This is a genomic window from Spirochaetales bacterium (assembly GCA_016930085.1).
In the GTDB taxonomy this organism is placed as follows: Bacteria; Spirochaetota; Spirochaetia; order SZUA-6; family JAFGRV01; genus JAFGHO01.
Window position 1 is genome coordinate 41,117 of the sequence record JAFGHO010000067.1, and the last position, 12,597, is coordinate 53,713.

A 12,597-nucleotide genomic window follows, 5' to 3' on the forward strand; every position below is an offset into this window, starting at 1 on the left:
AAAGGTTTTCTTCCTCCCGATACATCATGAACGATCATGACGGTCGATCAGTCATCAGTAATTCTGGTTCTCGTTATCGTGATTTCCTTTCTGTTGCTTGTCCTTGATGAACCTGATGGCCTTAACCACGACCGTATCGATCTGCGGTTTGAAAATATATCCGATAACGATACCGACTATTATTCCGAATAACATCATTCTTCCTCCTTCATAATATCTACCTTGATCCCTTCTTCCGATGAATAATCCTCCTTCGGAGGAACAACCACACGGAGAAGACCGTTTTTCAATTGAGCCGTGACCTTTTCGCGTTCAAACTTGCTGGCCGGCACATAATACTTCTGTTCGCTTACATCCTTGAGCTTAAGCCGCCGTTTGAAATAGCGCACGTTCTCCTTTGCCTTGAGTTCATCAGGGACTCGGGCGGATAGAACCATATAATCCCCCTTGAATTGCAGATCGATCCCTTTGTCGTCGAGTCCTGAAAGGGCGAACTCAAATACCATTTCCCTTTCATTTGTTAGATAGACATTTGCAGGCGGGTAGGAATATGCAGGATAATAGTCTATGTTTTCGTCCCAGTGGAATTCGGTCTTGAACTCCCCGGGACCACAGGAAAAACCGTTCTTGAATGCATCCCTGAAGTTTTCCGCGGCTTCAAAGACTTCTTCAAGAATTCTGTTGAGGTCAAAGATAAAGCTTTCCTTCATACAACACCTCTCCTTTAAGCGTGTTATCCGGTCCCCCATACGAGGCGACCCTTTTTGACACACAATAATCTCGGTTACCTTTGATTATCGGTCCTTACTATGTCAATCGGGAAATATTCATTATCCCGAGCGAGTGCTTGAAAGCTCCTCATAGATAATATGCAAAATCCGTGCCGGATACTGATCCGCAGATATTTCATTATAATATAATAAATTGCAGGAAGTCTGGCGATCGCGAATATTCAGACGGTTAAAATTTTGTAACATTCTGACACAATTACATAAAATCAGCAGAAAAACCGTGTTCTTTTGTTCTGCCTGCCGGTAACGGGCGTATGAAAAATATGCCTCCGTATACAACTTTATTGAAAAAAAAACAGGGCCGTGCTTGAATGAACACGGCCCTGCTTGTTTAGCCTGACAGTTTACCTTTAACTGCTAGAAAATTTTGAAGAGGACCGATACACCCAGAAGCCCTTCGATGTTTTCCGGCTTGAATATATCGGCTGAATCTTCGCTGAGATCGATATCCATGAGGTAATTGAGTCCGATGGAAATTCCGCCGAGCATCACCTCGCCGCTCAGCTTGAGATTCATCCCCAGGTTGACTGTTTCCTCGAATCCCGGATCGCCCAGGTAGACGATTAGGTTCGGACCAAGACCCACTCCAAACCTGAAGATGAATATATCAAGCGCAATACCAAGATTGGTAAACAGCTCGATGGAGCCTGGGTCGTCTTCATACCCGGGCTGGAAGAATGCGAAAGCCCCTGCCTGGAAGATACTCAGCTTCAAGCGGGTATCGAGTCCAAAGGTAAAATCATTCACCGAGAGTTCTTTCGCACCCGGCAGATCATCGGGCTCTGAAACATAGAAGTTGTAAAATGCTGTAGGCCCAATCTGGAAATCGGCAAACGCTGCCAACGGTAACAAGAGAATTGCCAGGATAATTAGTATTCGTTGCATAATAAACCTCCTTACTAATGTAGTGGCGACAAGTACCTGCCTTAAATGGTAGCACTTTCTGATAAATTTTCAATCAATTACGGAAAGAATATATATAAAATACAAATTTTACACATATTCGCGAATCCCCGATTACAGTATCCCGTTTTCCTGAAAGCTGAAATAGTCCTTTTGCGAGAAAATCACATGGTCGAGGAGGTCGATGCAGAGGATTTTTCCCGCGTTTTTGAGAAGACCGGTTACCTCCCTGTCTTCGGGACTCGGCATCACATTACCGCTCGGGTGATTATGTGCACAAATGATTGCCGCCGCTCTGTCGCCGAGCGGATCGGCAAAGACCTCCCTCGGGTGTACGACGGTTCTGTTGACAAGCCCGACCGAAACAACCCGTGCGGCGATCACCTCATGTGCCCCGTTCAACGAGATGCAGAGAAAGTATTCCTGCTTTCTGTCCGCGTAATGGCGGACAAGGGGAAGGATGTCCCGCGGAAAGCTAATCCTATGATGTCCGGGACAAAGTATCCTGCGCGAAAACTCGAAAGCCGCCGAAATGACGGACGCCCGGGCCGTTCCGAGTCCGCTGATTCCCTTGAGGGTGCACATTGTGGGGATGCCCCCGGTTGTATCGATAAGCCGTACGACTTCATCGGCAAGGGCCGCAACACCTTTTCCCCTGATACCGGACCCAATCAGTATCGCGACAAGCTCCCTGTCCGAAAGGTAAGCCGGGCCGTGGGCGGCCAGCCGTTCTCTGGGCCGGTTTTTCAGGGGGAGTTCTCTCACTTCCATTTGTCGTCTCCTCTTCAAAGCTGGATTTTTATATACATTGACTATTAACGCCCGGAAAGTGTCCGTCACTTTGTTTTTTTTTGTATTTTTCGAATTTTTTTTTTCATATCCGTTACATCGGGTATAGGTGAAGAGGATTTTTAAAGTAATGCATGGAAGCTGTCCGGGAAATCTCCCGGACAGCCCTTATCCCTACAGTTTGGAGTTCGGATCCGAAGAAGGATCTTCACAAAGCGCGAGAAAATAGATGGATCGTGCTATACTGAAAAACCGCTGGCTTGCAAGTTGTTTTACTTTCTTGATTTTAAATGCATCATAGAGGAGTGCAGCCTGCCGTTCACTCAATCCCTGAAGCGCTTCAAGTGGAGAATCGAGAATCTGCTTCAAGGTTTTTCCTTCATATGCCTTGTCGACCGCCTTATCGATATTGAAACTCGCATTTCCTCCGTGTCCCTCTTTCTCTGTTTTTTCCAGTTCCTGTATCGCCCATGCCCATTTGGCGAACCTGAGTTTCGAGAACTGCTCGACTGTGGAGATGCGGAAGGCCTCTTTCATTTTTGCCGCGTCCCCTTCGCTGACTCCCTGAATGGCGGACACCGGCTGTTTGAGGATTTCCCTCATTGACATCGACTCGAATTTCTTATCAACAGCATTTTTAATGTTCATTAAACACCTCCTTGAATGACATACTTTATTTATAATTAAAATGGCAGGAAATTACAAAGAATATTTTGATTTTTTTTGTGGTTATTTTATATTAATTTCTTACTTTTTGAGTCCCGATCGGTTACAATGACCGTATGAGACGAATACTATTGTGCTGGCCGCTCTTTTTTTTTTACTCGGGAACGGTGCGGGGTGCTGCGGGGTGAATGGTAAAGAAAAAAGTCCGCAGCTTCCCGAATGCAGATGTTTTGACGATGTGGTGCGGTATAACGGTATGACAGTCAGCATCGATGGATGGTATGAAGTCGAGCCGGTTCCCGGGGGGAAGCGCCTGCAGGCTGCTTCAATCGTGCTCGCCGACGGGACCCGGCTCATCCATTCCTACAGGCCGGTAAAGGAATTGTTCTGTTTTATCAACAGGCGGATTACGGTTACCGGGGTCGTCACGGTCGATTCGGGCCAGGGACCGGAGGTGCAGCAGGTGATGGCCCCCCATATCGGCATTGATACAATCTCCTTACATCCGGATGAAGAACCGTGCGGGGAAACACCCGTGAGGATTCCCGATCTCCCCTTTATCGAGAAAAAAGCCGATATCGGAAAGTGGCATGACCGATGGGTGCATGTTTACGGCCGCCTATCCGGTCTCGACCTCCGTCCCCATGAATCACTCTGGGCGAATGCAACCCTCCTCTTGCACGACGGGACAACACTATGTTTTGAATGGGTTTCATTTTCCCGATGGTCGCCTTTTGTCGATTCGGACGTTACGGTGACTTTACTGCTTAAGCCGGAACGGGAGGAGAAGGGTGCGCTGTATTTCCGTGCCGGAAGAACGGCCGTTTGCAGCGGTAAAACGGCCCGGTGCGGCATGAATGACTGAAAGATTCGGATATACCGTGAGTACAGCGTCTCTTGTAAAAAGTCCGGGGGCGTATATACTGTATAGACAGAGAGAGAAACGAGATGCCGACTAAAATAACTTTTTATCCGAATGGTACCTGGGAAGGAGGAGCGAGAATTCCTCCCGTGCTGCAGGACATGTCCGATCTTTCCGAATGGATACGCCATTTTCTCAAGGAATATAAAAACCTGGGGAAATTATATGCGAAATATTTTACGAATGACGGAGAACTCATTGGTCAGGAAAAGGCGAATCTCGTGAGTGCCCTTGACGGTATTATCGGCGGGCTTTTACTTCTCCGCAGGTACGTCACGCTAAACACCCCCCTTCATTTCGAATCCCTCGACAACTCGTATAATTTCTGGTTTGAAATAAAGCTCGACACGCTCAACTGGCGCGGAAGGGGTAAGATGAGCAACAGGTATACATTCAACATTTCCAGTTTCGCCCACTGGTACGGCAATACCATGATTCAGAAAATACAGCAGGTTTTCAGGGATTATTCCAGGGCCATGGAGGACGGGAAACTTACCACGGAGGAACGCAACGGCCTTATCCGATTTATCGAAGTTATTATTTTCGATATTCTCGTCATTGAGAAAGTACTTATCGCCACCGATATACACCGGTAATGATTGCTTATGGCGATTTCTTCTTTTATATCTATTTTATAAAGAGGAGCAGTGAAAAATGAGGGAACGAAGACGCTTCCGGCGGCTGGAGCTTGATGTATTGGTGAATTTCTCGGAAAAAGCGCGGGCCCGCGCCAAAAATATCAGTCTGCTCGGGATCTGTATCATCACCAATATCCCCTTTCATGCCGGAGTTTATCTGAATCTCCTTATTACCCTTCCGGATACTACAACGATTGAAACATTGGGCAGAGTGATCTGGCAGAGAAAAATCAAACCGGATGAATACGAGAATGGAATCGAGTTTTATAATATAAACCCGAATGAAAAAAATAAGCTGGATGACTTTATCAGGGGATATAATGCGGAGAAGGGGAACGGATCCTCTTGCTGACGAACAGGCAGGGCATGTTACGGCATCGTCACTTCCCCCAATCCGGCTTGAGAATACCCGACTGGTATTGGAATATGAATATTCATCTTTTATTTTTGTCTTGATTAAAATCGTTTTCTGAATTAGTATCCTGACAATAAATGCAATGTGAAGAGTAAAGGCGGGTGAAAATGGGAAATGCCGAACAAGAACATCAGCGTGATGAGGTAAGCACCCTCACGGGCGGCAGAAAAAAAACGATCAAAAGCTCGGAATTGCTGCTCAATAAAGCCGTTCTTCTTGTACTTTCGGAGAAAGAATTCGGAAATGCCTTTGTTATCCGGAAACGTGAGGTTGTCGTCGGGCGCAATAAAAGCTGTGATTTTACGATTGACGATCCGCTTGTGAGTAATGAGCACTGCAAAATTACGAGTGGTGAAGACGGCAGGTTTTGTATTGAAGATCTACATTCGACGAACGCCACCTTTATCAACAGGAAAAAACTCAAAAAAAAAGAACACCTGCTTTATGGAGACAGGATCGTTATCGGTGACACGATTATCCGTTTTTATCTCGAAGAGCAGATAGAAGAAAAATGAGGGCACTTCCCCAAATTTACCGTGCAGGTTTTGGGAAGGATCCTTAGGAAATAATGCCCGATTACGCCTCATTTTCGGGAAATTCTTATGGCCGTTTGTAAATAAAACTAGTATATTTTAATCGGACGGAAAATGTGAAGAAAAAGTAACGGGGCCGTGAAGTGGGGCGCCCTGTTTTTATCTTTTAATACGAAAAAAGCAGAAAAATTAATTACTCATGTCCGGTGATGGATAAAACGGGAACGTTCGTTTAATAAAGGAGTTTATGTGTGCGGTATAATGTCAAGTATCCTTATGATTCTGAATCCGGGAACATTCGTATGAAAGAAAAACGGCGATTTGAGAGGGTCAGCCTCGATACCTATGCCAATTATTCGAGTGACAAAAGGGCACAGGTCAAGAATATCAGCCAGGGTGGGCTTTGTATCACCACCGACCACTTTATCTCAAAGGGTACATTACTTTTCCTGGTTGTTTCGCTTTCCCGAAAGGGTATGATTCAGGTGATCGGCGAGTCTGTATGGTGCAGAAAAAAGGGAGAAGGAGTCTATGAAAACGGAATTTCCTTCTTCTGTTTGGATGATTTTAATGTGCGGAAGCTGAAAGAGTATATCGGGTCATAGGCCGTCGGAGAATTGTCCGGAGGAGAAAGGTGGATTTTTTTCCGGCATTTTATTGTTTTTTGAACGAAAGACACAACCGGAAAGCACGGTGTTTCGGCGGTACCGGTATAAATCATGTAAAAAAGTCTGTTTTCCTCTTGAATAATGGAAATGCATGAACAACAATATTAGTGGGGGTTCGTGGCGTGGTAATAGAGAAGCCGCGCCGTGTATGTATGGGGCAAGGATATACGGGAGAGAACCGCCGTACCGGTATGAATATCTGCGACTGGTGCATCGGGATAACTGCCTGTATATGGAGAGAATTGGGTGTGTGCAGGAAGGAGTCGAGAAACCTAATGACATAACGCAATAGCAATAAAGCCATCGACATGACGCTTTTTCACAGGTCTTGATGAAAGAAGGAAAGACCACCGCGTGAAGGGAGGGGCCGGGGAGAAGCGACATGCAGGTGTAGCCGGGGTTTTATCCGGCAGGATAGAACATTATGGTTATATATCAAGGAGAGGAGGAATTACTATTGAAAGAAGATAGAAGTTTTCCGCGTGTAAAACTGGATGTCATTCTTTCAAGCGTAAAAAATCAACAAATCCAGACCGAAAATGTGAGTCAAAACGGTATTTGTATCATCACTGCGGAACCGTACAGCAACGGGAAGTATTTGAGCAGGATGTTGATGCTTCCCGGCGGCGAAGAGATCAATGTTCTGGGAAAGGTAGTGTGGTGCAACCGGTTCAACAATTATTACAAAAGCGGGGTTGAGTTTATCAGCATCAACAGTAATGATCGTGAAAAATTAAGAAAATATATCAAGAAGATGATAAAGAAGGAGAAAGGAGTAGTCTGCCGCTAATTCTATCCGGGAAGAAATTCCGGATAACGGGATGGTTGCCGCGGATGGATTTCCACCGCCGAATCCAGGGCAACTCACAACAGGATGCAATGTCCGACCGAAATCCCGGGGTTGGCTTATAAAGCGGTTTTTTCAACCGGGGCAGCCAACCCCTTTTTTACATACGATACTTCCGTTTACCCGCGATACACCGCTATTTTATATTTTTTACCGTCTCATCTTCCTGCAGCCTGCCCGTGACTAACCTGTTGACGACCGTCATGGCAATAATGATGAGAAAGACGAGGAGGGTGATGGCGCTTCCCTTCCCGTATCGCTGGGCCCGCTGGAGGAGCCACATGATGTAGAATGCCGATGTAAGTCCCGCGCTTCCCGTTCCCCCCATGTTGAGGTATCCGCCGGTGAGCATGTACGGATCGTCGAAAAGCTGCATCCCCCCAATAATACTCAGCGTGACTGCAAAGAAAATAATCGGTATAAGCAGCGGGAGTGTGATGTATATATGTTTCTGAAGGGTGTTCGCCCCGTCTATCTCGACAGATTCATACAACTCTTCCGGAATCGCCTGAAGTCCGGCAAGGTAAATGACCGTATTCCACCCGATATACCGCCAGTTTACCATGATCGCTATCGAGGGCTTTATATACTCCTTGTTCCCCAGCCAGTCGATTCGCGGTAACCCGATCGCCTCGAAAACATAGTTGAGAAGGCCGAAATTGTTTCCGAAAACGTAATTGAAGATAATGGCGACGGAAACGGCGCTTGTTATAAAGGGGAGGAAATAGGCCGTTTTAAAAAAATCCCTTCCCTTGAGCGTCTTGTTGTTGAGGATAATCGCCAGGGGAATCGCGATTATGTGCTGTGTAAACGAACCGAAAAGAAGCAGCCACCCTGTATTATAGAGGGATTGCCAGAAAAATTTGTCTTCAAAGAGAAGCTGTCCGAAATTCCTGAGTCCGACAAACTCCATCGGTCCCATGCCGCTCCATTTTTGAAGGGAAAGGAAAAACGCGAAAATATTCGGGAAGAATCCGAATATCAGGTAAAGAAGGACGAAGGGGGATAAAAAAAGATACGGCGCAAGGTGCTGCTGATTGAGACTCAATCTGGCAAGCAATCTCGGCACACGAATGGTTTGTTTTTTTTTCATTCGGTTCCTCCTATCCTTTCAGGCTTCCCGCGAGAAAATTGGAGATGATTTTTTTCGAGAAAAGAATGAAGACAAGCAGAAGCGGGATAATCGCCAGCGCGTTTCCGAGCATTTTGGCCCCGTAGCCCTGACCCGCGATTTCCGCTTTCAACTGAAACGCGGAGAGTGCGGGCGGTATCGTTCTCATTTCTTCTTTTGTCAGCATGAGAAGGGCCCAGAGAAAATTGTTCCATGAGCCGACAAAGGTTATCGTTCCCAGAACCGCGATACCCGGCATCGAAAGGGGGAACCCTATTTTCAGGAGAATCCAGAACTCGTTCAGGCCGTCGATCCGGGCCGCGTCCATCAGGTCCGACGGTACCGTTGTCGTGATGAACTGTGTCATGAGGAAAATGCCGAAGGCGTTCGCCATGCCCGGAATGAACATTGGCCAGTAGGTGTTGAGCCACCCGAACCAGAGCATGAGTCTGTATGCAGGAATAATTCCGAGGAGTGGGGGAATCATAAGGGTAAGCAATATAAAGGAAAAGAAAAACGACTTTCCCTTGAAATTATATTTTGCCAGGGCGAATCCGCCCATCGTACAGAAAAATATAACCGTCGATGTCTGCAATACGGCGATAATGACACTATGGAAAAAATTGAGGGCAAAGGGTATCTGTTCGAAAAGGATACCCCAGTTGACGAGAAGTTTGTCACCGGGAGTGAATGGGGGCGGGATACTGAATATGGTTTTGAGGTCCCTGGTCGCGAGAATAAAAACATCATAAAAGGGAAATGCGAAAATGACGAGAAGCAGCGTGAGAAAGATGTATAAAATGGTCCTTCGTATGTAAAATCCTGTTTTCCTCAATAACATGTTCTTCATCGATTACTCCTTAATGGCATTAAGGTTTTGATGCGCGTCGATTTCAAGTATAGCATAAACGATATCGTATGGCCAGATCATTTTACTTAAAAATATTTTATCCTATTTTATGTCGATTTTTTCCTGGCCTTCCCAATCCTCCGGCACCCCCGTTTCGGCGTATTCTCTCGCGCGGTCCCGGTACAACCGGGCCGCCCTGTCGTATGAATCGATGTCGAGAACGGAATCGAAATATTTCTCCGCGAGGACGAAGTCCCTGCTCAAATAGGCGAGAAGGCCTTTTTCAAAGAAATCCTTGGTTTTCTGTTTGATCTGCCCGCTTTCGCTGTTATCGAAGATTTCATAGATGGGAACCGAATCGCGCTTCCCCTTTACCTGCACATGCCCCAGGAAGCGGTAAAAATAAATGCTCGGGTCCTGGAGTGAAAAAAAGATCGATGAACTGATGATGATCGAACCGCCGTACGCCTTTGTCAGGGCCTCGAGGCGCGCGGCGACATTGACCGAGTCCGAGATAACCGTGCCTTCGATCCGGTATTCGTCGCCGATTGTGCCGAGCATGATCGGACCGTTATGAATCCCGATGCCGATCTGGATCGGCGAATATTTCGATTTGACGCGGAATGTGTTGTACGTGGCGACCATCTTTTTCATTTCGAGCGCCGCCTTCAGGGCGTCTTCGGGATTGCCGGGAAAAATCGCCATGATCCCGTCCCCGATGTACTTGTCGATGTAGCCGTTGTATTTTCGTATCGACGGGCCCATTTTCTCGAAATAGGAGTTGAGAAAATTGAAATTCTGTTTCGGCGACATGCTTTCGGAAAGCGACATAAACGAGCGTATATCGCAGAACATGATCGTCATATCTCGCTGGATCTGGTCGCCACGTTCCACCTCGACGATCGAATCACGGCCGAGAAGGCGAAGAAACCCGTTCGGAACGAACCTGCTGTAGGCGATATTGATCTTGGCGAGCTGGACGTGGGTTTTTATCCGCGCGATCAATTCCGATTTGTGAACCGGCTTCGAGATGTAGTCGTTGGCCCCGGCGGACAGACCCTCGACGAGGTCCGATACGAGGTTTTTCACCGTAAAAATGATAATCGGCAGCTGATGTTTTTCGAATTTCTCCCTGATCTTTTTGCAGACGAGATACCCCGACATTCCGGGCATCATGACATCGAGGAGAACAATATCGAAGGTGTCTTCCTGAAGCCGCTTGAGGGCGTCTTTTCCGCTCAAGACATGGACGAGTTCGAACTGATCCGGATCGAGCTGGGTCTTGATGACCTCATGGTTCACCTGTTCGTCGTCGACGATGAGGACCTTTATCGCTTTTGCCGTAAGAACGAGGGTTTCGGTATCTTCGACCGGAATCAGGTCGCCCTCGTATTCGCTCATATCGACGAACCGGGAGGCCTTTATCTCATCCTCCTCCCGTTGCTGGACCTTGCTTATGGGAATGGAAAAGGTAAACGAAGAACCCCTCCCCACGACGGAATCGACGGTTATCGCGCCGCCCTGGAGTTCGATGAGCTGTTTTGTAATCGAAAGGCCGATGCCCGTTCCTCCGTACGGCCGCGAGAGGCTCGTGTCGACCTGTTCGAATGATTCGAATATACGGTCGAGCTTGTCCGGCGGAATCCCGATACCCGTATCGGTGACGGTAATAAAGGCTTCCGAACCTCTTTGTTCAGCGGAAACGGTGATCCTGCCCGATTCCGTGAATTTGATCGAATTACCGATCAGGTTGTGCATTATCTGCTGCAGCCGCGTTTCGTCGCCATAAACAAAAGGGAAATCCTTCGGGATATTGTTTTCAAGCGAAATATCCTTCTGCGCGACCATTGGCCGCGAAAACACGAATACCACGTCGCATACCTCCCGCAGATCGACCGGTTTTTTCTGAATCACCAGTTCTTTCTTTTTCATTTTCGAGAAATCGAGAATATCGTTCACCAGATTGGCGAGTCTCCTGCCGCTCGATATGATCAGTGATATGGTCCTTGCCTGTGTGTCATTAAGTTTTCCGCTTGTCCCTTCATAAAGCGATTCGGCCAGTCCGATTATCCCGTAGAGGGGGGTGCGAAGCTCGTGGCTGGTGTTCGCGAGGAAGGCGTCCTTGAGTTTGTCAAGAGAAACGAGTTTTTCCGAAAGCCGTTCGACCGATGTCAGGGCTTCGAGGAAACGAAGCGAGAGAAGCACCGACTGGAAGAAAATGAATATAAACAGACCTACGGAAAGAAAGTAACCGATTTTCAGAATATTGAAATAATAGAGGATATCATTGACCGCCGTCGCGAAGAAAATGAGAAATCCGATGAGAAAAATCAACGCACCTTTGTGTTTTTTTGCGATACCGATGAGGAGCCCCGCGATAATCGCCATTCCCACCGCGATGATGCAGAGCTGATAGAACGGCATGATTTCCGAATACACGTGAACCGGAAGCAGTACGACCGAAAAACTGAAGAGGCCGCTTATTCCCATGAAGACATAGTTCAGGTACCTGTACCATGTATACGGATAGAGGGAGTGAAAATAGAGAGAAAAGCAGACGGCGGCAGCCGGCACGGTGAGGAATTCTGTGGCCAGCAGGAAATGGTACAAACCGGGAAACATGGTATAAAGAAACCGTTCGCCCATTAAAATGGTTCTCAGACTCAAGGACAGGCAGAAAAGCCCGAAAAAGAGGGGCCCCTTTTCCTTTTTTCTCAGAAAAAAGAGGGCAAGATGATACAGCCCCATAATGAGAAAACTCCCGAAAAGAATCATTTCCATGGCAAGATTACGGGAACGCAGCTGTTCGATCTGTATTTTCCGTCCCATGACAATCGGTGTAAAACCGCCGTGCCTGTCGCTGAAATTGCTGATTTGAAGAATAATGGTAAACCCGCTGCGCTGCGGCGTAAAATATTCGGCCCGCGGAAGAATATCCGGTTTGTGTGTTTCCGCCGTGGTACCGATCGTTCCGCTCTGGATCAGAAGTATATCGTCGATATAAAGGCGGTAGGCGGTATCGATCTCCTTGACGTATATTCCGATGAGTCCGATACCGGCTTTGTGATCGACCCTCATTCTGAATGTCGCGCAACCGAATACCGGATAGATTTTTTTTATATCTTTCTGTTCGTTCCAGAATCCCGGGCCATGGAAATAGCCGGTCATCTGCGGTCTTTCTCCTCCGGTAAAATCTCCGGGTGAAAGCAGTCGGTTCCAGTAGAACTCCCATTCTCCTTTCAGCGATACGGGGCTGTCCATATTGAAATCGATATTTTGAAGGTCAAGGACCCCCCGTTGCGCTTCAATATCTTCCCCGATACCGGAATCGCATCCGGAAAACGCAAGGAATATGAGGATTACGGGAAGAAATATGACGAGATTCCCCTTATTCATCGACGGCACCCCCCTCAAACACTCTTACTATTGTATCGACTAAAAAAAAAAGAAAAAGCAGTCATTGT

14 protein-coding genes are annotated in these 12,597 nt (G+C 47.1%); 6 read left to right on the forward strand and 8 right to left on the reverse strand.

From position 1 onward, the window contains the following. Window positions 1–54: 54 nt before the first annotated feature. The 5 genes from JW881_12055 to JW881_12075 all read right to left on the reverse strand — a co-directional run bounded on the left by JW881_12055 (window position 55) and on the right by JW881_12075 (window position 3,131). On the reverse strand, window positions 55–198 hold the full coding sequence (locus JW881_12055) for a hypothetical protein (GenBank protein ID MBN1698239.1): 144 nt from the start codon (window positions 196–198) through the stop codon (window positions 55–57). Next, entirely contained in the window at window positions 195–710 is a 516-nt protein-coding gene (locus JW881_12060; GenBank protein MBN1698240.1) for an Hsp20/alpha crystallin family protein, read from the reverse strand. Before JW881_12060 ends, JW881_12055 begins: the two co-directional genes overlap by 4 nt. Window positions 711–1,148: 438 nt before the next feature. After that, window positions 1,149–1,676, reverse strand: coding sequence for a hypothetical protein (locus JW881_12065; protein MBN1698241.1), 528 nt, complete (start codon window positions 1,674–1,676; stop codon window positions 1,149–1,151). A gap of 132 nt (window positions 1,677–1,808) precedes the next feature. Beyond that, the gene (gene radC / locus JW881_12070; GenBank protein MBN1698242.1) at window positions 1,809–2,465 is read right to left on the reverse strand and encodes a DNA repair protein RadC; all 657 of its coding nucleotides are present in this window, start codon (window positions 2,463–2,465) and stop codon (window positions 1,809–1,811) included. Window positions 2,466–2,657: 192 nt separating this feature from the next. Further along, on the reverse strand, window positions 2,658–3,131 hold the full coding sequence (locus JW881_12075) for a hypothetical protein (protein MBN1698243.1): 474 nt from the start codon (window positions 3,129–3,131) through the stop codon (window positions 2,658–2,660). A gap of 202 nt (window positions 3,132–3,333) precedes the next feature. Here JW881_12075 and JW881_12080 point away from each other — a divergent pair, with 202 nt between their 5' ends. The 6 genes from JW881_12080 (at window position 3,334) to JW881_12105 (ending at window position 7,115) form a co-directional block, all read left to right on the forward strand. Continuing rightward, entirely contained in the window at window positions 3,334–4,014 is a 681-nt protein-coding gene (locus JW881_12080; protein ID MBN1698244.1) for a hypothetical protein, read from the forward strand. Between the two features lie 83 nt (window positions 4,015–4,097). Continuing rightward, window positions 4,098–4,667 (forward strand): hypothetical protein, encoded by a 570-nt coding sequence (locus tag JW881_12085; GenBank protein ID MBN1698245.1) that lies wholly within the window; start codon window positions 4,098–4,100, stop codon window positions 4,665–4,667. Between the two features lie 58 nt (window positions 4,668–4,725). Continuing rightward, the gene (locus JW881_12090; protein MBN1698246.1) at window positions 4,726–5,061 is read left to right on the forward strand and encodes a PilZ domain-containing protein; all 336 of its coding nucleotides are present in this window, start codon (window positions 4,726–4,728) and stop codon (window positions 5,059–5,061) included. A gap of 170 nt (window positions 5,062–5,231) precedes the next feature. Further along, window positions 5,232–5,639, forward strand: a complete 408-nt coding sequence (locus JW881_12095) for an FHA domain-containing protein (protein MBN1698247.1) — start codon at window positions 5,232–5,234, stop codon at window positions 5,637–5,639. A gap of 320 nt (window positions 5,640–5,959) precedes the next feature. Continuing rightward, the gene (locus JW881_12100) at window positions 5,960–6,262 is read left to right on the forward strand and encodes a PilZ domain-containing protein (GenBank protein ID MBN1698248.1); all 303 of its coding nucleotides are present in this window, start codon (window positions 5,960–5,962) and stop codon (window positions 6,260–6,262) included. Window positions 6,263–6,749: 487 nt separating this feature from the next. Continuing rightward, entirely contained in the window at window positions 6,750–7,115 is a 366-nt protein-coding gene (locus JW881_12105) for a PilZ domain-containing protein (protein ID MBN1698249.1), read from the forward strand. A gap of 193 nt (window positions 7,116–7,308) precedes the next feature. On the opposite strand, the gene JW881_12110 is transcribed toward JW881_12105, so the two are convergent. The 3 genes from JW881_12110 to JW881_12120 form a co-directional block, all read right to left on the reverse strand. Then, window positions 7,309–8,265, reverse strand: coding sequence for a sugar ABC transporter permease (locus tag JW881_12110; GenBank protein ID MBN1698250.1), 957 nt, complete (start codon window positions 8,263–8,265; stop codon window positions 7,309–7,311). A gap of 10 nt (window positions 8,266–8,275) precedes the next feature. Continuing rightward, window positions 8,276–9,133 carry a carbohydrate ABC transporter permease gene (locus JW881_12115; GenBank protein MBN1698251.1) on the reverse strand — a complete coding sequence of 286 codons (858 nt, stop codon included), beginning with the start codon at window positions 9,131–9,133 and terminating at the stop codon, window positions 8,276–8,278. Between the two features lie 102 nt (window positions 9,134–9,235). Then, window positions 9,236–12,529: a response regulator gene (locus tag JW881_12120; protein ID MBN1698252.1), complete on the reverse strand. Its 3,294-nt coding sequence runs from the start codon at window positions 12,527–12,529 to the stop codon at window positions 9,236–9,238. Window positions 12,530–12,597: the final 68 nt, after the last annotated feature.